Source organism: Bradyrhizobium sp. SZCCHNR1015 (assembly GCF_032489875.1).
GTDB lineage: Bacteria > Pseudomonadota > Alphaproteobacteria > Rhizobiales > Xanthobacteraceae > Bradyrhizobium.
On the sequence record NZ_JAUEYW010000001.1, the window covers coordinates 260,935 to 285,288 of the forward strand.

The 24,354-nt window shown below is 66.4% G+C and carries 22 protein-coding genes; 12 read left to right on the plus strand and 10 right to left on the minus strand.

Features of this window, described 5'->3' with window-relative positions:
• Positions 1-89 precede the first annotated feature (89 nt).
• Genes QX128_RS01135 through QX128_RS01145 form a run of 3 tightly spaced genes read right to left on the minus strand, consistent with a single transcriptional unit; the run spans position 90 to position 4,923 of the window.
• Positions 90-1,823 carry a thiamine pyrophosphate-requiring protein gene (locus QX128_RS01135; RefSeq protein WP_316236468.1) on the minus strand — a complete coding sequence of 578 codons (1,734 nt, stop codon included), beginning with the start codon at positions 1,821-1,823 and terminating at the stop codon, positions 90-92.
• 16 nt (positions 1,824-1,839) lie between these two features.
• A complete protein-coding gene (locus QX128_RS01140) occupies positions 1,840-3,525 on the minus strand; it encodes an FAD-dependent oxidoreductase (RefSeq protein WP_316236469.1) in 1,686 nt (561 codons plus the stop codon).
• Between the two features lie 24 nt (positions 3,526-3,549).
• Entirely contained in the window at positions 3,550-4,923 is a 1,374-nt protein-coding gene (locus QX128_RS01145; RefSeq protein ID WP_316178713.1) for an MFS transporter, read from the minus strand.
• 124 nt (positions 4,924-5,047) lie between these two features.
• Here QX128_RS01145 and QX128_RS01150 point away from each other — a divergent pair, with 124 nt between their 5' ends.
• The gene (locus QX128_RS01150; RefSeq protein WP_316178715.1) at positions 5,048-5,950 is read left to right on the plus strand and encodes a LysR family transcriptional regulator; all 903 of its coding nucleotides are present in this window, start codon (positions 5,048-5,050) and stop codon (positions 5,948-5,950) included.
• Here the strand turns inward: QX128_RS01150 and mazG are convergent, their stop codons facing one another.
• Positions 5,951-6,793, minus strand: a complete 843-nt coding sequence (gene mazG / locus QX128_RS01155; RefSeq protein ID WP_316236470.1) for a nucleoside triphosphate pyrophosphohydrolase — start codon at positions 6,791-6,793, stop codon at positions 5,951-5,953.
• A gap of 132 nt (positions 6,794-6,925) precedes the next feature.
• Here mazG and queC point away from each other — a divergent pair, with 132 nt between their 5' ends.
• Positions 6,926-7,642: a 7-cyano-7-deazaguanine synthase QueC gene (gene queC / locus QX128_RS01160; protein WP_316236471.1), complete on the plus strand. Its 717-nt coding sequence runs from the start codon at positions 6,926-6,928 to the stop codon at positions 7,640-7,642.
• A 52-nt stretch (positions 7,643-7,694) separates the two neighbouring features.
• Here queC and QX128_RS01165 read toward each other — a convergent pair whose 3' ends face one another.
• From QX128_RS01165 to nthA, 4 genes are all read right to left on the minus strand, one after another.
• On the minus strand, positions 7,695-8,462 hold the full coding sequence (locus QX128_RS01165) for a hypothetical protein (protein WP_316236472.1): 768 nt from the start codon (positions 8,460-8,462) through the stop codon (positions 7,695-7,697).
• 182 nt (positions 8,463-8,644) lie between these two features.
• Positions 8,645-9,031: a nitrile hydratase accessory protein gene (locus QX128_RS01170; RefSeq protein WP_315799956.1), complete on the minus strand. Its 387-nt coding sequence runs from the start codon at positions 9,029-9,031 to the stop codon at positions 8,645-8,647.
• Entirely contained in the window at positions 9,028-9,690 is a 663-nt protein-coding gene (gene nthB / locus QX128_RS01175; RefSeq protein ID WP_316236473.1) for a nitrile hydratase subunit beta, read from the minus strand. The genes QX128_RS01170 and nthB overlap by 4 nt, the downstream gene beginning before the upstream one ends.
• Positions 9,690-10,325, minus strand: a complete 636-nt coding sequence (gene nthA, locus QX128_RS01180) for a nitrile hydratase subunit alpha (protein ID WP_316236474.1) — start codon at positions 10,323-10,325, stop codon at positions 9,690-9,692. Before nthA ends, nthB begins: the two co-directional genes overlap by 1 nt.
• A 273-nt stretch (positions 10,326-10,598) precedes the next feature.
• On the opposite strand from nthA, the gene QX128_RS01185 reads away from it, so the two are divergent.
• Both QX128_RS01185 and QX128_RS01190 read left to right on the plus strand, forming a co-directional pair.
• Positions 10,599-12,059, plus strand: coding sequence for a GH1 family beta-glucosidase (locus QX128_RS01185; protein WP_316236475.1), 1,461 nt, complete (start codon positions 10,599-10,601; stop codon positions 12,057-12,059).
• 243 nt (positions 12,060-12,302) lie between these two features.
• Positions 12,303-13,202 (plus strand): hypothetical protein, encoded by a 900-nt coding sequence (locus QX128_RS01190; protein WP_316236476.1) that lies wholly within the window; start codon positions 12,303-12,305, stop codon positions 13,200-13,202.
• Between the two features lie 69 nt (positions 13,203-13,271).
• On the opposite strand, the gene QX128_RS01195 is transcribed toward QX128_RS01190, so the two are convergent.
• Positions 13,272-14,093, minus strand: coding sequence for a hypothetical protein (locus tag QX128_RS01195; protein WP_316215820.1), 822 nt, complete (start codon positions 14,091-14,093; stop codon positions 13,272-13,274).
• 357 nt (positions 14,094-14,450) lie between these two features.
• Between QX128_RS01195 and QX128_RS01200 the strand changes: the two genes are divergently transcribed.
• From QX128_RS01200 to QX128_RS01230, 7 genes are all read left to right on the plus strand, one after another.
• On the plus strand, positions 14,451-15,269 hold the full coding sequence (locus tag QX128_RS01200; RefSeq protein WP_316236477.1) for a DUF2167 domain-containing protein: 819 nt from the start codon (positions 14,451-14,453) through the stop codon (positions 15,267-15,269).
• A complete protein-coding gene (locus QX128_RS01205; protein WP_315799962.1) occupies positions 15,266-15,991 on the plus strand; it encodes a site-2 protease family protein in 726 nt (241 codons plus the stop codon). The genes QX128_RS01200 and QX128_RS01205 overlap by 4 nt, the downstream gene beginning before the upstream one ends.
• A 298-nt stretch (positions 15,992-16,289) precedes the next feature.
• Positions 16,290-17,522, plus strand: coding sequence for an ABC transporter substrate-binding protein (locus tag QX128_RS01210; RefSeq protein WP_316215819.1), 1,233 nt, complete (start codon positions 16,290-16,292; stop codon positions 17,520-17,522).
• A 76-nt stretch (positions 17,523-17,598) separates the two neighbouring features.
• A complete protein-coding gene (locus QX128_RS01215) occupies positions 17,599-18,474 on the plus strand; it encodes a branched-chain amino acid ABC transporter permease (RefSeq protein WP_316236478.1) in 876 nt (291 codons plus the stop codon).
• Positions 18,475-18,476: 2 nt separating this feature from the next.
• Positions 18,477-19,406: a branched-chain amino acid ABC transporter permease gene (locus QX128_RS01220; RefSeq protein ID WP_315799965.1), complete on the plus strand. Its 930-nt coding sequence runs from the start codon at positions 18,477-18,479 to the stop codon at positions 19,404-19,406.
• Positions 19,403-20,872 (plus strand): ATP-binding cassette domain-containing protein, encoded by a 1,470-nt coding sequence (locus QX128_RS01225; protein WP_316236479.1) that lies wholly within the window; start codon positions 19,403-19,405, stop codon positions 20,870-20,872. Before QX128_RS01220 ends, QX128_RS01225 begins: the two co-directional genes overlap by 4 nt.
• 34 nt (positions 20,873-20,906) lie before the next feature.
• Positions 20,907-21,959 (plus strand): hypothetical protein, encoded by a 1,053-nt coding sequence (locus QX128_RS01230; protein WP_316236480.1) that lies wholly within the window; start codon positions 20,907-20,909, stop codon positions 21,957-21,959.
• Between the two features lie 51 nt (positions 21,960-22,010).
• Here the strand turns inward: QX128_RS01230 and QX128_RS01235 are convergent, their stop codons facing one another.
• On the minus strand, positions 22,011-22,856 hold the full coding sequence (locus QX128_RS01235) for a hypothetical protein (RefSeq protein ID WP_316236481.1): 846 nt from the start codon (positions 22,854-22,856) through the stop codon (positions 22,011-22,013).
• 464 nt (positions 22,857-23,320) lie between these two features.
• Between QX128_RS01235 and QX128_RS01240 the strand changes: the two genes are divergently transcribed.
• Positions 23,321-24,349, plus strand: a complete 1,029-nt coding sequence (locus tag QX128_RS01240) for a TRAP transporter substrate-binding protein (RefSeq protein WP_316236482.1) — start codon at positions 23,321-23,323, stop codon at positions 24,347-24,349.
• Positions 24,350-24,354 lie beyond the last annotated feature (5 nt).

Sequence of the window (24,354 nt, forward strand, 5' to 3'; positions counted from 1 at the left end):
CCCCGTCAGCAGGGACGAGCTCGATGTAGGCAAAGAGAACTGACCGCCGCGCCGGGTCAGACCGCGCCGTTTGGTCGCGCCCGATCGAACTAAAGCGGCGTGATGTCCACATGCAGCACCGCGGCGCGACCGCCATCGACGGCTGCGACGCAGCGCTCGATCGCCGCATCGAGGGCATCGGGATCGTCGACCCGCTCGCCATGGGCCCCAAATGCGCTGGCGATGTCGGCGAGACGGCGCTGCTCGTCCTGACGGCCGGTGCAGAGCCGGGACAGAAACGAGTCCGTCCGCTGGGCCGTGCCATCGGGATAGACGCGCTGAACCGACGCCTTCACCGCCTGCCATCCGTTGTTGTCGAGGATCACGGTCAGGATCGGGAGCTGGTATTGCTGCGCTACGGCGTAGACGGAATCCGGTGCGGCGAAATGGTAGGCGCCGTCGCCGACGATCTGCACCACGCGTGTCGAGGGATTGGCGAGCTTGAGCCCGAGCGCCATGCCGCCGCTGAAGCCGAGGCCGCCGCCAGCGAGGCCCACATAGGTCATCGGCCTGGTGCGGCGAAGCTGCTGCTGCAGGAGCGGCGCATTGCGGACCGCCTCGTTGACGACGATGTCGTCCTCCGACAGATGCGCCTGCAGCCGGGCGAACAGATAGGCCGGGTTGATCGCGCCGGTCCGGCCCTTCTGGCCCGCCGCGGACGTGCGTTTCGCCTGTGCCGCCTCGCGGGCGGACTGCCAGCTCGCGATCCGATCGCGCACTTTTCTCAGATACGCATCGTCGGCACGGGCGACGACGATCTCCAGGACCTGGCGGAGAATGACGGCCGAATCGCCCTGAATGCGAAGGTCGGTGGCAAATCCCCACATCGGGATGTCCGCCTTCAGGGCGTCGATGTCGATCTGGATCCAGCGCAGCCGATCGGCCGCCTTCAGCATCTGCGGAATGAAGGGCACGTCGATGTCGATGAGCAGTCCGAGGTCGGCGCCTGCGATGAGCGCGGCGGGGTCGGCGCCCGCAAAGCAGGGGGAGTCCTGGCAGATGTTCATCGTGACGGGATTGAACTCGGCGACGCGGATGCCGCACACCAGCGCCAGCCGCTCCATGACGGAAACCGCGTCGGCGCTGCGGCCGAGATAGGCGGTCAGCGCGATCGGATTGTCCGCCTTCATCAGCGCGTCCGCGATCGCCTGCGCCCGTTCCGGCTCGATGCCTCCCGCTTTGACGCTGCCATAGCGCGCGGCCGGGTAGGCCGGCATCGCCTGCTCGTCCCAGGTCTCGGCCAGGGTTTCCCGCGGCAGCATCATGTAGACCGGGCCGGGCGGATCACTGTGCATGAATGCGGCGGCGCGGGCCACCGCCTCCTTGACGACGACGCCCGACGGCAGCGTGTATTCCCATTTGACATAGGGCCTGATGACGCTGCCCTGATCGAAACTCTCCTGCACGAAGTGGACGTAGGTGTCACGTCCTCCCGGCAGCTCGCCATGCAGCGCGAACGGGGCCCGCCCCGCGAACAGCAGCACCGGAAGCCGGTAGCGAAAGGCATTCTGAATGGCCATGCACGCGTTCGCCGTGCCGGCATCGACGTGGACGAACACGGCCTGTCCGCGGCCGGTCGCACTCGCATAGCCCATCGCCATGTGCACCGCGACCACCTCGTGGGGGCACAGGATCACCTCCGGGTGCCGTCGGCCTTCGCTGTCCCAGCGCGCAAGTTCCTCGATCAGCGAGACATGATCGGTGCCGAGATTGGCAAAGATGTAGTCGACGCCGATCTCGACGAGCGCCTCGAGGAAGTAGTGCGCGGTGGTGTGGCGGGTCATGGCGCGATGACGCGGATCAGGCGACGACGGCATTGTCACGGCGCACGGCCTCAGGCTGGGTTGTGAGGCCGCGCAGGCGGTCCAACAGGTCGTCGGGCTCTTTCGGTGCGGCCATGCCACGCCAGGCGATGTGGGAATCCGGCCGCACCAGCAGCAGGCTTTCGGCAAAGCCATAGCCGGCCGCGGCCCGGTCGACGTCGACCACAGTCAGGGGAACGCCATGCCGAGCTGCGGCCTCGACGAGCGCCGTGACATCGACGGCCGGATCGAACCGGACCAGCGTGTAGGCCGGGCCGAGCGCATCCAGCAGCGATCGGCCATCGGCGAGCCACACATGAGGGGCGCGTGCGCCCGGCACCGTGGACGCAGTGAAATGGCCCATGCCGTAGGGCGGCGGCGTCTCGCCATCGTACGAAATGGCCGGTGACCGGTCATAGTAGTAGCCGAAGTTCAAGCCGGCGCAGCAATATTGCTGCACGTTGAGATCGTAGGCGGCCTTGCCGACCTTGCTACGCGCCGCGTCGCCGACGGGGCCCTCCATTTCGACCTCGGCAGGCACGGCGCGCCGCTGGCTCATCACGGCGAGCGCATGGTTCATCGCGAAGTGCGACACCTGCTCGGTAATCGGCTGACGCTCCGCCTCATAGGCGTCCAGCAGGGCGGGGGCAGCCCAGCCGTGCAGCACGCCGGCGAGCATCCAACACAGGTCGACCGCATCGGCGATCCCCGCATTCATGCCGTAGCCGGCATAGGGAATCCACAGATGCGCGGCATCGCCACAGATGAAAGTGCGGCGATCGCGGAAGCGGTCCGCCACCAGGCGGCGTCCGATCCAGTCCTCCTTGCTGATGATCTCATACTGGAAACGGTCGTCGACGCCGAGAATGGTGCGCAGCGCCCAGTCGCGATCGACACTGTCGAATTCGACTTCCTCGGCCGCGAGGTGGTTGTGGATCAGCCAGTTGTCGCGGCCGTCGATGGAGACGGTGGTGCCGCAGCGCCGCGGGTTGAGCGACATCGTCATCCAGGCCGGCTTCTGGGTGATCAGGTCCTTCAGCGCGGGGGCACGGATGTAGGTCGACTGCACCCGCTGTACGACATCGGTGCCGCCGAGCCGTGCGCCGATCAGCTTGCGCACCGCGGAGCGGCCGCCATCGCAGCCGATCAGATAATCGGCCGAAATGGTGATGTCCTGGCCGGTGTCGAGATCGCGCGCCCGCGCGATCACGCCGTCTTCATCCTGGTCGAACCGATCGACCTCGACGCGGTTGAGAATCGTGATGCCGCGTTGCGCCTCGGCGCAAGCGAACAGGATGGGCTCGAGATAGATCTGGTTGATGCGATGGGGCGGCTCGGGCGTCGGCCAATCGGTGTCGGGTCCACCGGTCGCCGTATAGCGATCCTGGCGGGACGGAATCGGAATGCGGGTCAGCTCGCGGCCGACGACCGCGGTGCGATAGGCGCAGTCGTTGGGAAAGTCGGCCGGCAGGCCGCCTTCGCGCACGTGTTGGACGATGCCAAGGCGGCGGAACACCTCCATGGACCGCGCGGAAACGTGGTTGCACTTCACGTTGGGCGGCTCTCCGGCGCGCCTGATCTCGGCGACGACGACGTCGATGCCGCGCGAGGCAAGGTCCATGGCGGCGGTCAGCCCGACCGGGCCGGCACCCACGATGAGCACCTGGGTTTGAATCGTCTTCATGTCAGTTCTCTTTTTGCTTTGAACCTAGGCACGCTCGGCTGTCGAAAGCGCGTCCCGCTGCGCGTCGCCGGCGCTCGGAAGACTGCCGCGCATGCCAAGGACGGCAAGGCCGAGGATCACCAGTGCCGAGAACAGCTGCGGCACCGCGCTCGCCTGAAACAGCGAGGACACGTCCCATTTCGCCGCGAGCATCAGCCCGCCGAGCGTGACGCCGAGGATCGAGCCGAAGCGGCCGATGCCCAGCGCCCAGCCGATGCCGGTGCCGCGGATGTAGGTCGGATAGATCCGCGCCGCGTAGGCGTTGCAGCCGATCTGTCCGCCGATCACGGCGACGCCGGCGATGAAGACCGCGGGCACCAGGATCGGCAACGAGGCGCCGGCGATGCCGATGGTGACGATCGAGAGGAAGCCGGCGACGTAGGTCACGAACAGGACGCGATCGAAGCCGAACCGTTCGATCAGCAAGCCGAGCCCGACGGTGCCGAGCATGCCGCCGAGCTGAAAGGCGACGCCGACCGCGATCGCCGCCTGGACGTCGAGGCCGACACCATGCGTCAGCGTCGGCAGCCAGCTGTTGAGGAAATAGATGTCCATCATGTTCATGAAGAACATCACCCACAGCAGCAGGGTCGGGAGCAGGCGCCGCTTGGTGAACAACTGCGGCAGCAGGAAGCCCTTGCCGCTCTCCTCGACGATGGTGAACCGCGCATCGGCCGGAAGCTGGGCCGTGGGATCGATGCGCGCCAGCAACGTGCGCACGCGTTCGCTCCTGCGCGGATCGAGCGCCATCAGCGAGAGCGATTCCGGCAGCCAGACGATCAGGACCGGACAGAGGATGAGCGGCAGAGCGCCGCCAATGAGAAAGATGATCTGCCAGCCATAGGCGGTGATGAGCTTGGCCGCGACCGCTCCGCCGATCGCCGACCCCAGCGACACGGTCATGAACATCAGCATGATCAGCAAGGTTCGGCGACGCTGCGGGGAATATTCGCCGGTCAGCGCGATGGTGTTGGGCAGGACGCCGCCGAGCCCGATTCCGGTCGCGAAGCGGAGGACGACGAGGTCGGATATGCTGGTGGCCTGCGTCGTCGCCAGCGAGCCGAGCGCGAATACGAGAACGCCGGCCACCACCAGCCATTTGCGTCCGAGATAGTCGGCCAGCGCGCCGAACACCAGCGAGCCGATCATCACGCCGAACAGGGACGCACCGAACACGGGCCCCAACGCGCCCGGCGCCAGATGCAAATCCTTGCTGAGGGCAGGGGCGACGAAGCCGAGCGCCTGGGCATCGAAGCCGTCGAGCCCGACGACCAGCGCGCACAGGCAGATGACCCGGATCTGGAATCCCGACAGCGGCCGCTCGTCGACGTAGCGCGTGAGATTGATCGCCTGCGTCAAATGTCCCTCCCCATGTGCTTGTTGTTGCCGGGCCGCTTCGCCGCTCCGGCTGTTTGCAAATATGTTGCATGATCAAACTCTTTCGATTAGCCACAAAATTCTCATTCATTCATAAGGAAAGCTAATGCCCCCGACCCTGCGGCAACTGGAGGCCCTGGTCCTGGTGTATCGGCTCGGCAGCATCACCAGGGCGGCCGCCGAGCTTCGCGTCACGCAGTCGGCGATCAGCCTCCTGATCCGGCAGATCGAGGAGAACTTTCAGCTCAAGCTGTTCGATCGCACGACGCGGGCGCTGCACCCGACGGCGGCCTGCCGCGAGGCGATCACCGCCGCCGAGCGCATCCTGGCGGGAGCGCAGGGGCTGTCGCAGCGGATGCGCGACCTTGCCGAGATCAAGGCCGGCCGGATCTCCATCGCGGTCTCAGCGGGCGTGGCGTCGGCGCTGCTGCCACGCGTGTTCGCGACGTTCCGGTCGCGCCATCCCGAGGTGAGGATCGACCTGCGTGATGTCGCCCCCGACGAGCTCCTCGCGATCGTGATGGCCGGGCAGGCGGAGTTCGGCCTCGGCAGCGTCGAGGACGAGGGCGTGCCGGAGGTCCGGATCGACACACTGATGCAAAGTCCGCTGTCGGCCATCGGCATCAAGGACGGCCGGTTCGAGAAGCACCGCCGCCTGACGTGGGACGGCATCATGAGCTCCGAGCTGATCACGATGCGTCACGGCACGCGGATCCGCAGTCAGATCGACGAGGCGCTGGCGCAGACGGGGCGGGCGCTGAAGCCGGCCTGGGAGGTGTCGCTGATCACCACCGCGCTGGCGCTCACGGCGGAGGGCGCAGGCCTGAGCATCCTGCCCGCGCACATGCTGCCGAAGGCACAATTTCCGACGCTCGTTGCCATCCCCCTGTCGCAGCCGACGATCCATCGGCACGTCTCGCTCTTGAGCCGCGCCGATTTCGGATTGTCGCCCGCCGCGCAGCGCTTCGTCGAGATCGCGAAGGCCGTGCTGTCGCGCAAGGGCGGCTGATCACGGCTTCGGAGACGGGGGACGCTCCTTCTCCAGTCGCTTCGCCTCGTTCCACAATTCGTCCATCTCGTCGAGCGAGGCTTCTTCGAGGCTGCGGCCCTTGGCCGTCAGCGCCTGTTCGATGTGCGCGAAGCGGCGCTCGAACTTGGCGTTGGTGCCGCGCAACGCGGTCTCCGGATCGACATCGGCATGGCGGGCGAGATTGACCAGCGCGAACAGGAGATCGCCGGTCTCCTCGGTCAGCTCGGTCGCATCTCTGTTGTCGAGGGCGGCCTCGATCTCGTCGGCCTCCTCGCGGATCTTCTGCAACACGGCACGCGGATCGTTCCAGTCGAAGCCGACGGTCGCGGCCTTGCGCTGCAGCTCCATCGCGCGCACCAGCGCCGGCTGTCCGGCCTTGATCCCTGCCAGCAGCGAGGACTTGCTCGTCCGCTCCTCGGGCGGGCGGCGCGCGGCGCGCTCGGCCTTCTCCTCGGCCTTGATGCGGTCCCAGGTGCCCTTGGTGGGTTGGGTGACGTTGCCGTCCTTGTCCGGGAACACATGCGGATGGCGGCGGATCATCTTCTTCGTGATGCCCTCGACGACGTCGCCGAACGCGAACGCGCCTTGCTCCTCGGCGATGCGGGCGTGATAGACCACCTGCAGCAGGAGATCGCCGAGCTCCTCGCGCAGATCGTCGATGTCGACGCGCGTGATCGCGTCGGCCACCTCATAGGCTTCCTCGATGGTGTAGGGCGCGATCGTCTGGAAGGTCTGCTCGACGTCCCACGGACAGCCGGTGACCGGCGTGCGCAGCGCCGCCATGATCTCGATCAGGCGGGAGATGTCGCGGGAAGGGATCATTGGCAGGTCCTGACAGCATCGTTCGATCCTGTCCTGTATGCCCCAAGCGGCGCGCGGCTCCCAGCAAAAAGGCCATGACGCGGGATCGCTCCGCAGGTTGGCCCGACCCGTCGATGATGCTAAGCGGGAGCCATGAATGAGCAGGACACGACGGCCCTGGTGCTGTTCTCGGGCGGGCAGGATTCCACGACGTGCCTGGCCTGGGCGCTCGACCGCTTCGCGCGCGTTGAGACGATCGGATTCGCCTACGGCCAGCGCCATGCGATCGAACTCGCCTGTCGCGACCGGCTGGTCGAGGGCATCGCGCGCCTGCGTCCCGACTGGGCGGTCAAGCTCGGTGACAGCCACACGCTGGACATTCCGACGCTGGCTGCGATCTCGGAGACGGCGCTGACGCGCGACGTCGCGATCGAGATGGGCGCCGACGGCCTGCCCAACACCTTCGTGCCGGGCCGCAATCTGGTTTTCCTGACCTTTGCGGCGGCGCTCGCCTATCGCCGCGGCATCCGCCACATCGTCGGCGGCATGTGCGAGACGGACTATTCGGGCTATCCGGACTGCCGCGACGAGACCATCAAGGCGCTGCAGAACGCGCTGAGCCTGGGCATGGCGCGCGCGTTCGAGCTGCACACGCCGCTGATGTGGCTGTCGAAGGCCGCGACCTGGCAATTGGCGCACGATCTCGGCGGCACCGGCCTCGTCGACCTGATCCGCGACCAGTCGCACACCTGTTATCTCGGTGAGCGCGGCGCGCGGCACGATTGGGGCCATGGCTGCGGGCAGTGTCCCGCCTGCGAGCTGCGCGCCAAGGGATGGCGCGAGTACATCGCGGCGGGCGGGCCATCCTGAATCGGAAGCGGGGCCCTCGAGCCCCGCGGAGAGTTGCGCGACAGACGAGCGCTCAGGCGGCTTCGGTGTCCGACGGCTCGCGCTGGCTGACGATGACGAGATCGGCATCGGCGACGTCGTGGCCGTCATCGGCCTGGTTAGCGGCAGCGGAGGCCGCCTGCGCAACGAGACGCGCGGTGATCTCGTCCTTGGCGTCCTTGCCGCTCTTCTCCCAGGCGGGTGCGTTCAGCACCACGATGTCGTCGTCCTCCGCGGCATCATCCTGATCGGCGGGCACGATCGATGGCGACTTCGCCGGAGTATCGACGACACGCAGGGTCGGGGCCCCGGCTTCGACCGGCTCGTCCTCGGCTGAAGCCGTTTCGTCTTCGGCCATTTCGGGCTGGGCCGGCTCGACGGGCGCGGTCTCTTCGGCGGAGGCGTCGGCTTCGGTGCTCGCCATTGCCTCAGCAGCTTCGGCGGGCTGCTCGGCGGCCGCGGCGGGGCTCTCTGCGGCAGGCGCCTCATCAGCCGGCGCGAGGCCGAGATGCTGCGAGATCTCCTTGATCACGCGGTCGATCGCCACCAGCACGCGATATTCCGGGATCGAGGCCATGTGCTGCTCGAACCGGTTGCGCGCATATTGCAGCGAGTCGATCACGTCGGTGGCGATGGAGGAGCCCGACGCCTCGGTGCCGTGCAGGGCGCCCGCGGCCTTCTCGGTCGAGCTTTCGATCAGCAGGAAGGCCTCGTATTGCGGAATCGATTTGAGCTTCTCGTGATAGTCCTGGCGCACGCCGGCGAGCGTGTCGACGATGGTGGCGAACTCTGGCGCGGGCATTTCGACGTCCCCCTCAACTTCAGCAAAGAAGATGCGGGACGCTACGGACGCACTGATGAATGTTCAATTTCGAACGAATACGGCTGTTCGCGGCATGAATAGCCGGCCGTTAAGACCGGCCCACAAAAAGCAGGATCGCCCGCTCACCGGGCATTAAGCATTCTTACGACGCGCACGCGGCCTCAACCGACGAAATCCTCGGGCTTGAGCTCGATCGGCCTGCCATGCGGGGTGCGATCAGCAGCGTGATCCCAGGCATCGCGGTAACGCGTCAGCGCGTCCGCGGAGGTGACGCCCTTCTCGGCGACGAGCCGCTCGAGCGTCGCCAGCCAGTGCCGGTAATAGGTATCGCCGCAATCGGGATCACCAGACGCTTGCGCGCGCGAAATCTCCTCGGCGAGCGCAGCCGCCCATTCGGGCCAAGTGAAGAGGCCGCGGGCGTGCAGCGTGACGGCCATCGCGAAGGCGTGCGCTTCCCACGGCTCGCGAAACACGGGCCCACTGTCATCGACGGGAATGCCGGGCAGGGCGCGCGTCGCCGCGACCGCCGCCTCACGGTCCGGTGTCATCGGGCTGGCTCCAGATAGGGCTCGAAGGCGTCGACCGTCACCTCCAGCAGCGGATCGGGCGCGTCGGCCCACAGCTCGGCGCCGCTGAACGACACCGTGTAGAGCCATTGCGGGTCTTCGCCGCCGCCATGGGCGTTGCTGTCGGGAAACACGTGCACGCCCCGGATCGCCTCGATGCGGCCGAGATGGCCGCGCACGTAGCGCGGCAGCCGCGTGTGCGTCGCCGGATGGATGTCCATAGCGCGCACGCGGTCGCCGACGGCGAACCGCGCCGGCTTGGTTTCCGCGCGTTCGGTCGGACCGCCGCGACGCAGGGTCGCCGCGACGGCATCTGCAGTGAGGATCCTGGCGACGGGCCTGGCCGGATGCAGCACCTTGCCGGCGGCGATCTCATCGGCGTCGACCAGATGCCGCTCCTGCATCAGCCGTTCGATGCCCGCGAGCCAGATCTGGTAGTAGCTCATGCCGAGGTAATCGTCCGGCGAACGGTTCTCGCGCGCGAAGCGCGACATGTCGATGTTCCAGCCGCCGGGGGTCGCCATGGCCAGCGTCATGGCGAACGCGCGACGCTCCCACTCGGCGTGAAACACCGGCTCGTTCGGCTCGGGGCGGACCGGACCGAAGCCGGCGACGCCGCCCATGTCATGCGCGCCATCCATCAGCTACCGACCTCATGCGGTTGCTTCGGCAGCCCGGTGCCGATCATGCTGTCGCGCGTGACGAGTTCGGCGAGCTGCTCCGCGCTCCAGCCGTCGGTCCCCTCGGGCCGCATCGGCAGCACGAAATAGCGGACCTCGGCGGTCGAATCCCACACCCGGATCTTCGTCGTCGGCGGCAGCTCGAAGCCGAAATCCTTCAGGACGCCGCGCGGATCCTTCACCGCCTTGGCGCGATAGGGCGCCGACTTGTACCAGACCGGCGGCAGGCCGAGCACGGGCCACGGGTAGCAGGAGCAGAGCGTGCACACGACCATGTTGTGCAGATCCGGCGTGTTCTCGACTGCTACGATGTGCTCGCCCTGGCGGCCGGCATAGCCGAGCTCGCCGATCGCCGGCGTGGCATCGGCCAGAAGGCGCGCCCGATAGGCCGGGTCGGTCCAGGCCCGCGCCACCACCTGGGCGCCGTTGCGGGGACCGACCTTGCTCTCATAGGTCTCGATGAGCACGTCGAGCGCAGCAGGATCGATATACCCCTTCTCGGTCAGGATGCTTTCGAGCGCGCGAACGCGCAGATCGGTCTCGGACAGGTCCGAGTGATCGTGCGGATGGTCGTGATGGTGATCGTGATCCGTCATGACTCAACCATAGGCGTAATCGAGCACCGCTGTCGAGCCGAGGTGGCTCCCTCGGTGCGTGCCGCCGTGTTCAACGGCCGCCGCAGCAGTGCGGCGGTCAGAATGCCGAGCGTTGCGTCCTCGGCCGTTGACGCGACGGCGCGGGACGCAGATGTGATCGGGGTCGCTCCATTGCCGCCATCCCGGGCTGTTCAAATCGGGGCCCAGATATGGTTCGTAGGGCCTACGTTGTCCCGATCGGGCGCGAAAGCGACAGAGGTTTGAGGTTCATCAATGCCGAACGACGTCTCCCGCCGTGATCTTGCAAAGCTGGCCGGGCTGGCTGCCCTTGGGGCGGCCAATGGCCCGGCGCAGGCGGAGGAGAGCGCGGTGAAGGAGGATGCCGGGCGGCGGTTTCCCGCCGATTTCGTGTGGGGGACGGCGACGTCGTCGTATCAGATCGAGGGCGGGGCCACGGCCGATGGCCGCGGACCGTCGATCTGGGATGTGTTCACGCATCTGCAGGGCAACATCGAGGACGGCAGCACCGGCGACGTCGCCTGTGATCACTACAACCGCTACAAGGGCGACGTGCGGCTGATCAAGGAGCTCGGCTGCCGGGCCTATCGGTTCTCGATCGGCTGGCCCCGGCTGTTTCCCGACGGCGGGCTGACGCCCAATCTGAAGGGCCTCGACTTCTACAACCGCCTCGTCGACGAGCTCCTGGCCAACGGCATCACGCCGTACGCAACGCTGTATCATTGGGATCTGCCGCAGGCGCTGCAGGACCGGGTCGGCGGCTGGCTGTCGGCCGACACGGCCAGGGCCTTTGCGCATTATGCGGGCTACGTCGCGCAGCATCTCGGCGACCGTGTGAAGACCATCTTCACGATCAACGAATGCGGCCGATTCATCCCGTTCGGCTATGGCCTCGGCGTCGACGCGCCCGGGCTGAAGCTGCCGCAGCAGCAGGTCAACCAGGCGCGCCATCACGTGGCGCTGGCGCACGGTCTCGCCGTCCAGGCCATCCGCGCCGGCGGGCAAACCGGCATGCGCGTCGGCATGGCCGAGAACATCACGGCCTGCCTGCCGGCGATCGACACGCCGGAGAACATCCGCGCCGCCGAGATCGCGACGCGCGAATTGAATGCGGGCTTCCTCAACGTCATCCTCGAGGGGCGCTACACGGACGGTTTCCTGGCGTGGTCCGGCAAGGATGCCCCGAAATTCACCGCCGACGAACTGAAGATCATTTCGGCGCCGGTCGATTTCGTCGGCCTCAACATCTACGCGCCGCAAGCCTATGTCGTCGCGTCGGACCGCGCGGCTGGCTTCGACGTGCTGCCGATGCCGTCCTCGTTCCCGCATATGAGCTCCCCCTGGCTGCAGGTCGGTCCGGAGACGGCCTATTGGGTGCCGAAGCTCGCCGCCAAGATCTGGAATCTCCAGACCATCTACATCACCGAGAACGGCACCTCATCGGACGACAAGCTGACCGCCGACGGCAAGGTCCACGACCTCGACCGCGTGATGTATCTGCGCAATTATCTCGCCCAGCTCCAGCGCGCAACGTCCGAGGGCGTGCCCGTGAAGGGCTACTTCCTGTGGAGCCTGCTGGACAATTTCGAGTGGGTGTTCGGCTACAAGCAGCGTTTCGGCATCTATTACGTCGACTTCGACACCCAGGTGCGCACGCCCAAGCTCAGCGCGTCGTACTACCATCACGTGATCAGCCGCAACGCCGTGAGCGCGTGAAGCGCCGCGACGTCACCCGGGGGGCCAGCCGGACCCAGTCCACGCCATTCAGGCGGCCAATGTGCCCTCGGCATCCGACGCATTGAGTGTCGGCGCGCCGGACTTCACGCCGCGATTGCAAATCCATGATGCGGAAAGCACACCTTGTGCGACTCTTTTGCGCGCACGCAGTTTTCGTGGCGAAAGCTGGCTGCAGATGACTTAAACCGGCAATCTGCCGGCCCCTCAAGCGAGTTTTCCAGCATGCAAGTTTCCGTTGTCTGTCCGCCAGCCGTCCGCGCGGGCGTTCTGTTGTGCGTCCTCGGAGTGATCGCTGGCTCCAGCGCCTGGGCCCAGGGAGCCGCGAACGATGCGGCCAAGCCCGCCACGGAGCAGTCTGCCGCGCCGACGGCCGACAAGCCCGCAGAGCAGCCCTCGGACGCCGGCAAGCCGGCGGCCGCGGCCGAGCCTGAGAAGACGGCCGAGAAGCCCGCCGAGCCGGCCGCTGTGGACACCAAGCCCGTTCAGTCCACTGACAGCGCCAGCCCGCAGCCGGCGGACAAAGTATCGACCGAAAAAACCGCGACGGATGTTGCGGCCGAGAGCAAGCCGGCCGAGGCCAAATCCGAGACCAAGGTCGAACCGAACTCCGCCACCGACGTCGGCCAGAAGCCGGCCGTGACCGAGTCGAAACCGGCAGAGCCCGCTCCGGCCGTTCAGCCGGCCGCCGTCGCCAAGGACGCGCCCGTACCGGAGAAGCTCGAAGGCAAGGCCGAGGAGAAGGCGGCGGAGAGCAAGCCGGCGGCCGCTGCGCCGGCGGAACAGCCGGCCACCGCTGCCGAGGCGAAGCCTGCGGTAGCGCCGGCCGAGCCCAAGACATCCGAGCCGCCGGCCGCGGCGCCTTCAGCGGCGGTACCGCAGACGGCGGCTGTGAAGCAGGATACCGCAGCCCCGTCAGCCAAGCCCGAACGGCACGGCAAAGCGAACGCGCATGCTCATCACGCCGAGGACGACGCCAAGCCGGCCAAGCGCAAGCTCCGCGCCCGCAGCAAGCCCGAGAGCGAAGCGAAGAGGGGTGGTGTCAATTGCAAGAGCTTCCGTACCTACGATGCGGAGAAGGGCACCTATCGCGGCTACGACGGGCGCGTTCACACCTGCTCGTAAGGACCGGTCGGCAAATGGGCGCATCGGCAGCGCAAAGGCCGCTACCGATGGCCGCTGCCGATCACACCATCAACGCGGCATCGGCGGCTGAATGCCCGAGGTGTTGCGGGTAAAGAGTGTCCCGAACGTCGAACCCTGCGGCTGCGCCGGCTGCGGCCGGGCCATTCCCGTCGTGGTCCGCTGCTGCGGCGTGACGATGATCTGCTGGGGCGGGCCTGGGGGGACCGTGCCGCGTGCCTGCACCGCCTGGTTGGACATTCGTGACACCAGTCGCATCAGCTGATCCTGGCCGGCCTGTAGCTGCTCGATGGCGCGGGTGTGATCGCGGCTGGCCTGATCCTGTGTGGACTTGATCTGTTCGATGCCCTGCTGCAGATCGGCGATGTCGCGCGCCATCCTCTGCATCAACGTCGCGGGCTCGCGGGAGCCGGTGGTGTCTTCCGCTCCCCTCAGCGAGGCATTCGACATCATGGCATCCTCGCTGCCCTGCTGAGCCGTCGCCTCGTCTTGCGTCGCTTCGCTGGCGCCCGGCATCCAGCGGTCCATCAGTGACGTGCCGACGTCGCGCTGCGACCAGGCGACCGAGCCGCCGACCAGCACGACCAGCAGCGCGAGACCCACGGCGTTGCGCCCGCGCAGCCTGCCGAGGGGGGCCTTCACCCGCGCCCAGCGGCTGGCCCCGGCGTCTGCCGCCCCGCTCGTGCTCGCTGCCGCCGCGGCATCCGCCGCCATGCCGGGCTTCTCGATCGCCGCGAGCCGCGTATCGATCCGGGTCAGCACCTCGCGCAGGACCCGCCGGTACAGTTGATCGTAGCTCGCCTTCTCGGGCTTCTCAGGGGCGAGGCCGATCTCGCTCTGATCAATCTGTTGCACGTTCTGTGTGGACTGCATTGCTGATCCCCAAACCCTTGGCCCGCCGCCGACGCCGATGTTCTCTTTGAATTTTCAAACGTGACTCGACCCGCCGCTTTGGCCGAAAGCAAGACAGCGTCGTGACGAGGAGGGGGCCTTTTCGGACCATCTCTCCCTCGCTGCAGCGCCAATCGATCGCTTCGAGAGGCCTCAATCGGCCTTTGGTTGCGCGCTGCCGAGCCTTCGAGGTACTATCCGACCGATGTTTTTGGGGGATTGGGGCCGGTGCAAAGCTTGATTGTCATTGCGCGCGCAGTGTTGTGCGCAGCGTTCGTCGTCCTGTCCGCTCACGCGCAGGCCGTGCCCTTGGATGAGGCCACGCGCAAGGCTGAACTGATGGCCGCCTGGCAGGCAGCGAGCCAAGCGGGCACCGACGGACCAAGCGACATCGTGCTGATCGACCAGGGCACGCTGAAGCTTCCGGCCGACTACTTCTACGTCCCGAAGAACGAAGGCCTGCGGGTCCTTCGCGCGCTCGGCAACGTCGTCAACGACGCGACCTTCGTCGGGCTGGTCGTCGGCAGGCGCCAGAACGACGACTGGATGGTGGTCATCAAGCACATCAAGGAAGGCTACATCAAAGACGACGATGCCAAGAGCTGGAACGCGGAGGATCTCCTGAGCAACCTCCGCGCCGGCGCCGAAGAGGCGAACAAGGACCGTGCGGCGCGCGGATTTCCGGAAATGGCCGTGATCGGCTGGGTCGAGCCGCCGGCCTACGATGCCACGACGCATCGTCTCGTCTGGTCGCTGCTCGCCAAGGAGAAGGGCCAGCCCGACGATGCGCCGAAGAACGTCAACTACAACACCTACGCGCTCGGGCGTGACGGCTATTTCAGCCTGAACCTGCTGTCCGGCTCGGAGCGGATCGCGGGCGACAAGGCTGTCGCGCACGAACTGCTGTCCGATCTCTCCTACAATGCCGGCAAGCGCTATGAGGATTTCAGCGCCGGCACAGATCGGATCGCCGAATATGGCTTGCTGGCGCTGGTCGGCGGCGTTGCCGCGAAGAAGCTCGGGCTGCTGGCGCTGGCCGGTGCGTTCGTCCTGAAGTTCGCCAAGATCATCATCTTCGCCGTCGTCGGCGCCGGGGCCGCGGTCATGAACTTCCTGCGCCGCAAGCCGCGCGGCGACAACGCGGGCGGGCCCGCGTGAAGGCACTCCTGCTGATCCTGTTCTCCGGCCTGAAATGGGGGAAGCTCGCCATGAGCGGCGGCACGATGCTGCTGTCGCTGGTCGTGTATGCGGGCATCTGGGGCTGGCGCTACGCGGCGGGTTTCATCGCGCTGCTGTTTGCTCATGAGATGGGGCACTACGTCGCCGCGCGCCAGCGCGGTCTCGACGTCGGCGCTCCCGCCTTCATTCCGTTCGTCGGCGCCTGGATCGCGCTCAAGGAGCAGCCGGTCGACGTCGAGACGGAGGCCTATGTGGCACTCGCCGGTCCGCTGGTCGGGACCGCCGCGGCGCTCGCGGTCTATTTGTTGGCAAGATCGGAAGACAGCAATCTGCTGCTCGCGATCGCCTATTCCGGCCTGTTCCTGAACCTGTTCAACCTGCTGCCGATCTCGCCGCTGGACGGCGGCCGCATCACCAGCGTGCTGAGCCCGCGCATCTGGCTGCTCGGCGTTCCCTTGCTGCTGGCTTTGATGCTCTATCGGCCGAGCCCGATGCTGTTCATCATCGCCATCCTCGCAGCCCCGCAACTGATGAAGGCCTGGCGCTACGATCCCGGCGCGCCCGAGAACGTTGCTTATTATGGCACGACGCTGCAGACGAAGCTCGAATATGCCGGGACGTATCTCGCGCTCGCGGCGCTGCTCGCCGTCATGACCTACGACGTGCACGAGATGCTTGGACACTTGCGCCAGTTTGGCTGAGTTGAGGTCGCCGCTTCAGACGAGAAGCTTCATGTAGATCGAGGGCACCGGCACCGCCTGGTCGTAAGGACGTGGGCCTTCTGCGACTCGGAATATCCGTTGCTGCAATGCAGCGGATGTGTCTGGGCGGCGCGCAGGAACGAGGCAGTCTTGTAAGATGTTCCATGAGCCATGAGCGCGGCGCGCTATCACAATGCGCTGAGCGCAGAGCACGTCGCCGGATGTTCCCTTGCCCACTGGCATATCGGAGACCAAAGTTGGGCCTGCCCGTCAGAGGCATAAGGATTCGGGAGGTTTCATGATTTCGCTCAAGTCCATCTTGCTTGCGAGCTGCGCAACTGCGCTCGTCTCCTCGGCCGCCATGGCCGCCGATCCCATCAAGATCGGCGTCATCGCCGAAGCCCAGGCCGTCGCAGGCTCGTCGATCGCTCCCGCGGCGCAACTGGCCGCCGAGGAGATCAATGCCAAGGGCGGCGTCGACGGGCGCAAGATCGAGATCGTCGTCTACGACAATCACTCCTCCTCGGCGGAATCGGTGCGTGCCTTCCAGCGCGCCGTCAGCGAGGACAAGGTCAACGCCGTCATTGCGAGCTACATCTCCGAGGTCGTGCTGGCGCTGGAGCCGTGGGCAGGGCGCCTCAAGACGCTGATGATCACGCCAGGCGCCGCATCCGACGTCATCACCCAGAACATCGCCAAGAACTACGACCAGCTCAAATACACCTTCCATGGCTATCTGACCTCGACCTCGCTGGCCGGCCTCGTCTGCGACGCGGCCAAGGATCTGCTGGTCGAACCCTACAAGATGAAGACCGCGGTAATCATGAGCGAGGATGCGGCGTGGACGACGCCGCTCGACGCCGGCTACGAGAAGTGCCTGCCGGAGATCGGGCTGAAGGTCGTCGACCATATCCGGATGTCGCCTGATACCACCGACTTCACGCCGATCTTCAACAAGATCGAAGGCCTGAAGCCGGACGTCATGATCACCGGCATCTCGCATGTCGGCACCCAGCCGACCGTGCAGTGGAAGAGCCAGCAGGTGCCGATCCCGATGTTCGGCATCTCCTCGCAGGCGACCAACTCGACCTTCTGGAAGGACACCAACGGCGCCGTCGAGGGCGTCATGTACAATGCCGTATCGGGGCCGGGCGTCGCGGTGACGCCGAAGACACTGCCGTTCGTGGATGCCTATCAGAAGAAGTTCGGAAACTTCCCATCCTATGCCGGCTACACCTCCTACGACGAAGTCTACATGATCGCGGACGCGATCCATCGGGCCGGCGGCACCGATCCCGACAAGATGGTCGAGGCGATGGAAGCGACCGACTATGTCGGCACGATTGGCCGCATCGCCTTCAAGCCGAAGGGCGATCCGAACCCGCACGCGCTGCGGACCGGCAAGGGCTACATCACCGGACTGATGCTGCAGTGGCAGAACGGCAAGCAGGTCAATGTCTGGCCCAAGGAGCTCGCCTCCGGCACCGCAACCTGGCCGTCCTTCATCAAGCTCAAGGCGGCCAGCAACTGACGCATCGCGGGGCCGCTCCTTCAAGGAGCGGCCCATTTTCTTGGTGCCTCAGTCTGACGTTGCGGATCGATTTTCAATGCTTTTCTGGCAGATCTTGATCGATGGCTTTGCCATCAGCGCGCTGTATGCCCTGGGCGCAACCGGCTTCACGCTCATCTTCGGTGTCTCCGGCGTTCTCAACCTTTCTCACGGCGCCATCATGGTCGGCGCCGCGGTCGCCGCCTGGGCCGCTGCCAGCGAGCTCGGCGTCGGGCCCTACACGGGGGCGCTGATCGGCGTCATCGCCGGCTTCATCCTGGCGTTCGCCACCTACTTCATCGCCGTCAGGCCGATCCAGCGATCGAAGGTCATCGCCGAGTCCGAGAAGGAGATCTTCATCCTGACCGCGACGCTGCTGTGGGGCATCATCATCCAGGAGGCGATCGCGTATCTGTTTACCAACAACGCCAAGACCGTGCTGCCCATCGTCGAGGGCGTGACCACGGTGTTCGGCGTGCGTACGCCGAAGAACGAGTATTTCACCTCCGTGATCTGCTGGGTCGCGATCGGGCTGCTGTGGTTCCTGGTCAACCGCACCAGGCGCGGCAAGGCCGTGATGGCGGCGTCGATGAACCCGCGCGGCGTCACCTTGCTCGGCATCGAGCTGTCGTCGATCTATCTCACCGTCTGGGCGATCTACGGCTTGCTGGCGGGCGTTGCCGGCATCCTGCTCGGCATGTTCCTGGGCGTCAGCTCCTACAGCGTCGGACCGCTGACGGCGAGCGCGTTCTCGATCGTCGTGCTCGGCGGCCTCGGCAGCGTGTCAGGCTCGCTGATCGCGGCCTATGTCGTCGGCTATCTCGAGACCGGAACGGCCTATCTGATCTCGCCGGCCTACCGGACGATCCCGGCGCTGCTGCTGCTCGTCATCGTCATGTATCTGCGCCCGCAAGGGCTGTTCGGACGGAGGTGAGCATGCCTGCATTCGTTATGTCGCGGCTGTTCTGGATCGCGCTCCTGACGGTGATCGTGGCTCTGATCCTGCCAACCTACGTCTCAGGCTACGTCCTCGGGCTGCTGACGGTCGCGTACTACACGGCCGTGTTCGCGATGTCCTGGGACCTGCTATTCGGCTTCGCCGGCGAGGTCAATTTCGGACCGACCTTCCTGATCGGCGTCGGCGCCTATACGGCCGGCATTCTCGATGCGCACTTCTCGCCGGGCCTGTCGATCTGGCTGTGCATCGCCGCCGGCGCACTGGCGGCGGTCGTCGGCGGCGTCGTGCTGGCGCTGCCGGCGCTGCGCGTCAGCGGGCCTTATTTCGGCCTGACCACGCTGGTGGCCGTGCTGATGTTGCAGAACTTCATCGTCGTTGCCGCAGGGCTGACCGGCGGCGAGATCGGCCTCGCCGTGCCGGACGTGATCTCGATCGATGCCAGGACCAACTACTGGATCGCGCTCGGCTTCATGCTGGTGAGCGGAGCGATCCTGTTCGGCTTGTCGCGCAGCGCCATCGGGCTGATCCTGCAGGCGAGTGGCCAAGACAAGATCCAGGCCGGCGCGCTCGGCTTCAATGTCACCAAGCACAAGCTCGCCGCCTTCGTCGTCAGCGCGTTCTTCTCCGGGCTCGCCGGCGCGCTGATGGTGTTCTACATGGGCACGGCCTCGGTCTCGACCTTTGTCGATGTCGGCGTCGGCGTGCAGATCATCATCGCCGCGGTGCTCGGCGGCCGGCGCACCGTCATTGGCGCCGCGATCGGCGCGATCTTCCTGATCGGCATGGGCGAGCTGCTGCGGCCGCTCGGCGAGCTCGCGACCCTCATCGTCTCCGTGATTGCGCTCGTGGTCATCCTTTTCTTCCCCGACGGCTTCCTCGGCATGATCAGGGGAGGGGCCAAGGCATGAGTGGCGCTCCGATGCTGGAGGTCAACGGCCTCACCAAACGGTTCGGCGGCCTCGTCGCCGTCAAGAATTTGAGCTTCTCGATCCGGCCCGGTGAGATCCTCGGCCTGATCGGGCCGAACGGCTCGGGCAAGTCGACCGCGATGAAGAGCGTCATGGGCGTCGAGCGGCCGACCGCGGGCTCGGTCAGGCTCGACGGCGTCGAGCTCGCGGGCCTGCCGTCGCATCACATCGCGCGCATGGGCGTCGGGCTGGTGTTCCAGCATTCGCGGCCGCTGGCGCGCCAGACCGTGCTGGAGAACATCAAGGTCGCGCTGCTGCCGGACAAGCTGACGCGGCTGTTCGCCGACAAGGACGTCGATGCGCGCGCACGGGCCATTGCGGAGCGCGTCGGCCTCGGCGGCGTCATCGACCGGCGGCCGCCGACACTGGCGTTTGCCGATCTGCGCCGGCTCGAGCTTGCGAAGGCGGTGGCGCGCAGCCCGAAGCTGGTGCTGGTGGACGAGCCTTTCGCCGGCCTCACGGCGTCCGAGGTCGCCGACTTCTCCGAGCTCATCCGCGAATTCCGCGACGACGGCCACGCCGTGCTGCTGGTCGACCACAACGTCAAGAGCGTGTCGGCGCTGGTCGACCGCGTGCTGGCGATGTATCTCGGCGAGAAGATCGCCGAGGGCAGGGCGGCCGAGGTGATGCAGGACGAGACGGTCCGGCGCGTCTATCTCGGCGGCGCGCTGGTCTCGACCGCGCGGCCGGAGGCGAGCTTCAAGGACGTCACGCCGGCGCTGCAGGTCGACAAGGTCGGCGTGCTCTACGGCAAGGCGCAGGCGCTCCAGGACGTGTCGCTGCACGTCCATGAGGGCGAGTTCGTCTCGGTCGTCGGCCTCAACGGCGCCGGCAAGACGACGCTGTTCAACGCCATCTCGGGCCTGGTGCCATATTCGGGCGAGGTGAAGTGGGCAGGGCGCAGCCTTGCCGGCGGCACGGCGGCGCAGATCGCCCGCTCAGGCATCGTGCAATGTCCGGAGACGCGCGAGTTGTTCGGCGACATGAGCGTGCGCGAAAATCTCGAGCTCGGCGGCAATGCGCTGGCCGACACCGAGCGTGCCGAGCGGCTCGAATGGCTGTTCGGGCTGTTTCCGATCCTCAAGTCGCGGCAGCCGCAGCTGGCGCGCACGCTGTCCGGCGGCGAGCAGCAGATGCTGGCGATCGCGCGGGCGCTGATGATGAAGCCGAAGCTCTTGATCCTCGACGAGCCGACGCTCGGGCTCGCGCCGGTCATCCTGGAGACGCTCTCGAAGGCGCTCGACCGACTGCGCGAGACCACCAAGATCACGGTGCTGCTCGGCGAGCAGAACGTCACCTTCGCGCTCCCGCACGCCGACCGCGTCTACGTGCTGGATCATGCCAAGATCGTCTGGGAAGGCCCGCCGGACCGCTTCGAGGCCGAGGCCGCTGCGAACTATCTGTGAGGGTTGAGCGGAGAGCGTGGGGAAGGGGAGCCAATTGAAGGGGAATGGCCACGCACCCGTTTCCGACGTTGCGGCCTGTCGCGCCGTCGAGTTGATCTATCACTCCTACCTGACCGGCCTCATCCTGATGTTGTCGTCGCGGGCGGGTCCGCAGCGCGCTGCGGAGATCGTGTTCCGGACGTTTCGGCGGCAGCAACTGGCTCGCTTCCTTCCGGGGTTGAAGAAGCTCGGTCTCGACGGTCTGCCGCATGCGGTCGCGTGTGCGCAGTACCACTACCTGTCCAATCAGGTCGGCGGCGTGAAGGTCGAATACGTCTACGAAAACGATCGCAAGGCGTGGGTGCGCTATCCGCCGCCGCGCTGGATCTGGTCGGGGACGGCGATCTGCGGCATTCCCTCCGAGGTGTCGCGCGCGATGCTGCGCGGATGGCACGCCAACAATGGCGTCGTCCTCGGCAATCCCAGGCTCGGCTTCGTCTGCACCGGGCAGACCGTCGACGGCCAGCCCGGCCTCGAAGGCTACTACAAGGAATGGGATCACGATCTCGCGCCGGACGAACGTCTTCAGTTCTCGCCGGGCGAGCGTTGCCCGGCTTTCGATCCGGCCCGCGCTCCCAAGCTCGCGGAGAATGCCTGGCCCGAAGAACGGCTCCTCAAGGTGCTCCGCAACTATGCGATGGAGTATATCACCTCGATCGTGCCGGAGACGGTGGCCGTGCTCGGCCCGGAGGAAGGCGGCCATCTGGCCGGCGCCGCGGCGAGGCTGATCGGCATGCATACGTTCGACGAGGTCGCAGCGCTTCTTGGCGGCGTCGAGCCTGGCGCTGCAGGGTTCGCAAAGGCGTTCGCGCGACTGGCCCGCGGCCAAGGCGACGACGCAGAGCTGTCGCCGGATCGCGACTCGATCCTCGTACGCCAGACGTCCTGGCGTCTGATGTCCGAGCGGGACAACCTCCCGCCAGCCGTGTTCGAGGCCTGGAGCGAACTCTGGGTCGGCACGGCGCTCGCGCACGACCGATTCATGAGGATCGACATCGTCGAGCGGCGCGACCGAGGCGACGCACACTGGGCCTGGCGATTTCGCTGATCGCAAAGTCCGCACATGCCTGCGCGTCCGGGAGAACCGTGCCGGAACTTCTTAGAAGCGAGGCGGGCGGGCCTGAGGCGGCCGGGGTGGGAGGCGCACGGCTGCGCCAACCGTCGTGGCCTCGGTCTTCGCCCCCCGGACCGCGCGCACCAACTGGTCCTGGCTTGCCTGCAGCTGTTCGATCGCCCTGGCCTGATCGCGGTTGGCCTGCTCCTGGCTGGACTTGAACTCCTGGAACCCGCTCTGCAGTTCGGCGACATCATGCGCGATCTTCTCGATCAGTGGCATAACGTCCCGGTCGGGAGCGGGCGGCATGTCACGCTCCGACGTTGCCTCCGCCATCGCGGAGGATGGATCGCTGGAGCGCGTTGATGATGCTGACGGTGACGTCTCCGGTGTTGGCGAAACGGATGGTGATACGGATGGTGATGGTGAGGCAGGGGCCGTCTCGGCCACACTCGATCCGTTCGCCGCCGTCTCCAGCGTCACGGCTGGATTCGCCGTCTGAGCGTTCTCGCGCCGGATGGATTGAACCGCCGCTTCGATCCGGTCGGTGACGGAGGTGATGGTCTCGGTATGGTCCCGCGCCAGGGTGATGGCCGCGCCGACGAGCCCGGCCGACGCCATCAGCGTGATCATGGCCCGCAATACGGGCCGGCGCCGGGCCGGAGGAGGCGTTTCCAGGTGCTCGCCGCCTGCAGCGGGTTCGGCAGCCTCGACAGCATCTGCGGCGGCCTGGGCCTCGATGGCGGCGATCCGCTGATCGATACGTGCGCGCACCTCGGCCAGCACCCGCTGATAGATCTCCTCGCAGACAGCGTCGTCAGGCGGCAGCGCGACATCACCCGGATCAACTTCCTTCGACGTCGACTGAACTGGCATGTCTTCGGATCCCATTCACGATACGCCCGTGCCCAATCCTGAAGGATGCGGTTTTGACCTCTGGGCTTTGACCAAACGAAGACTGCGGGGTGACGAGGCGGGGGCGATTTCGCACAGGCGCCGACGTGCGCTGGGCGGGCCGATGTGCGGCTTCCACCGTCAGGCAACCGCCCATAGCCAATTCGCATAAGGTATATTATGAAATATTTATATGCTGAGGGAGTTCAACGGCTTGGCGCCGAATCCTCGAATTTACGGCAGCCGCGGGCCCTTCAGACCCCCGGCCAGCCCAAGCTGATGGGCGCTCGCCATCGCCGAGACTCGCGCTGCGCATGGGGCCTGCTGCGAACGCCGATATTGCTGCTGCGGCCCATCGCTGCAATAAGCGCAGGCGACGTCGCTGATGTCGCTGGATTCGTCCGGCGATGCTTGCGGCGGCGCGATGCAACGAGAAGAAGCTTCTCCAGGGAGAAACGAGAATGAGCCTGTCACGACGCGCGCTGTTGAAGGCCTCCGCGGCGTCAGCCGTACTGGGTGGAATTGGCACCGTCGCAGCGCCGCATGTGGCGCGCGCTGAGAGCGCCGAGTTCACGTACAAATACGCCAACAACCTCCCCGACTCCCATCCGCTCAACGTCCGCGCCAAGGAGATGGCGGCGGCGATCAAGGCCGAGACCAACGGCAAGTTCGACCTGCAGATATTCCCGAACAACCAGCTCGGTTCCGACACGGACATGCTGAGCCAGATCCGCTCCGGCGGCGTCGAGTTCTTCACGCTCTCGGGCCTGATCCTCGCGACCTTGGTGCCAGCCGCGTCGATCAATGGCATCGGCTTCGCGTTCCCGGACTACGACACGGTCTGGAAGGCCATGGACGGCGATCTCGGCGCCTATGTGCGCGGCCAGATCAACAAGGCCGGCCTGGTGGTCATGGACAAGATCTGGGACAACGGCTTCCGCCAGACGACGTCGTCGACCAAGCCGATCAACGGTCCGGATGACCTCAAGGGCTTCAAGATCCGCGTGCCGGTGTCACCGCTGTGGACCTCGATGTTCAAGGCATTCGAGGCGGCGCCCGCCTCGATCAATTTCAGCGAGGTCTATTCGGCGCTGCAGACCAAGGTGGTCGAGGGCCAGGAAAACCCGCTGGCGATCATCTCCACCGCCAAGCTCTACGAGGTGCAGAAGTACTGCTCGCTGACCAATCACATGTGGGACGGCTTCTGGTTCCTGGCGAACCGCCGTGCCTGGGAGGCCGTGCCGGCCGACATGCGCACGATCGTCGCCAAGCACATCAACGCGGCCGCCGTGAAGGAGCGCGAGGACGTCGCCAAGCTCAATGCCGGCCTGCAGGCAGAGCTCGCGTCGAAGGGCCTGACGTTCAATCAGCCGACCGTCGCGCCGTTCCGCGACAAGCTGCGCACCGCCGGCTTCTATGCCGAGTGGAAGGGCAAATACGGCGACGAGGCCTGGGCGCTGCTCGAAAAGGCCGTCGGCAAGCTGTCGTAGCCCCC

Bases quoted from the DNA above. Each gene is read 5' to 3' on its own strand.
- QX128_RS01135 (WP_316236468.1), bottom strand. From the start codon at position 1,823: ATGACCCGCCACACCACCGCGCACTACTTCCTCGAGGCGCTCGTCGAG.
- QX128_RS01140 (WP_316236469.1), bottom strand. From the start codon at position 3,525: ATGAAGACGATTCAAACCCAGGTGCTCATCGTGGGTGCCGGCCCGGTC.
- QX128_RS01150 (WP_316178715.1), top strand. From the start codon at position 5,048: ATGCCCCCGACCCTGCGGCAACTGGAGGCCCTGGTCCTGGTGTATCGG.
- mazG (WP_316236470.1), bottom strand. From the start codon at position 6,793: ATGATCCCTTCCCGCGACATCTCCCGCCTGATCGAGATCATGGCGGCG.
- queC (WP_316236471.1), top strand. From the start codon at position 6,926: ATGAATGAGCAGGACACGACGGCCCTGGTGCTGTTCTCGGGCGGGCAG.
- QX128_RS01165 (WP_316236472.1), bottom strand. From the start codon at position 8,462: ATGCCCGCGCCAGAGTTCGCCACCATCGTCGACACGCTCGCCGGCGTG.
- QX128_RS01170 (WP_315799956.1), bottom strand. From the start codon at position 9,031: ATGACACCGGACCGTGAGGCGGCGGTCGCGGCGACGCGCGCCCTGCCC.
- nthB (WP_316236473.1), bottom strand. From the start codon at position 9,690: ATGGATGGCGCGCATGACATGGGCGGCGTCGCCGGCTTCGGTCCGGTC.
- nthA (WP_316236474.1), bottom strand. From the start codon at position 10,325: ATGACGGATCACGATCACCATCACGACCATCCGCACGATCACTCGGAC.
- QX128_RS01185 (WP_316236475.1), top strand. From the start codon at position 10,599: ATGCCGAACGACGTCTCCCGCCGTGATCTTGCAAAGCTGGCCGGGCTG.
- QX128_RS01190 (WP_316236476.1), top strand. From the start codon at position 12,303: ATGCAAGTTTCCGTTGTCTGTCCGCCAGCCGTCCGCGCGGGCGTTCTG.
- QX128_RS01195 (WP_316215820.1), bottom strand. From the start codon at position 14,093: ATGCAGTCCACACAGAACGTGCAACAGATTGATCAGAGCGAGATCGGC.
- QX128_RS01200 (WP_316236477.1), top strand. From the start codon at position 14,451: ATGGCCGCCTGGCAGGCAGCGAGCCAAGCGGGCACCGACGGACCAAGC.
- QX128_RS01210 (WP_316215819.1), top strand. From the start codon at position 16,290: ATGATTTCGCTCAAGTCCATCTTGCTTGCGAGCTGCGCAACTGCGCTC.
- QX128_RS01215 (WP_316236478.1), top strand. From the start codon at position 17,599: ATGCTTTTCTGGCAGATCTTGATCGATGGCTTTGCCATCAGCGCGCTG.
- QX128_RS01220 (WP_315799965.1), top strand. From the start codon at position 18,477: ATGCCTGCATTCGTTATGTCGCGGCTGTTCTGGATCGCGCTCCTGACG.
- QX128_RS01225 (WP_316236479.1), top strand. From the start codon at position 19,403: ATGAGTGGCGCTCCGATGCTGGAGGTCAACGGCCTCACCAAACGGTTC.
- QX128_RS01235 (WP_316236481.1), bottom strand. From the start codon at position 22,856: ATGGGATCCGAAGACATGCCAGTTCAGTCGACGTCGAAGGAAGTTGAT.
- QX128_RS01240 (WP_316236482.1), top strand. From the start codon at position 23,321: ATGAGCCTGTCACGACGCGCGCTGTTGAAGGCCTCCGCGGCGTCAGCC.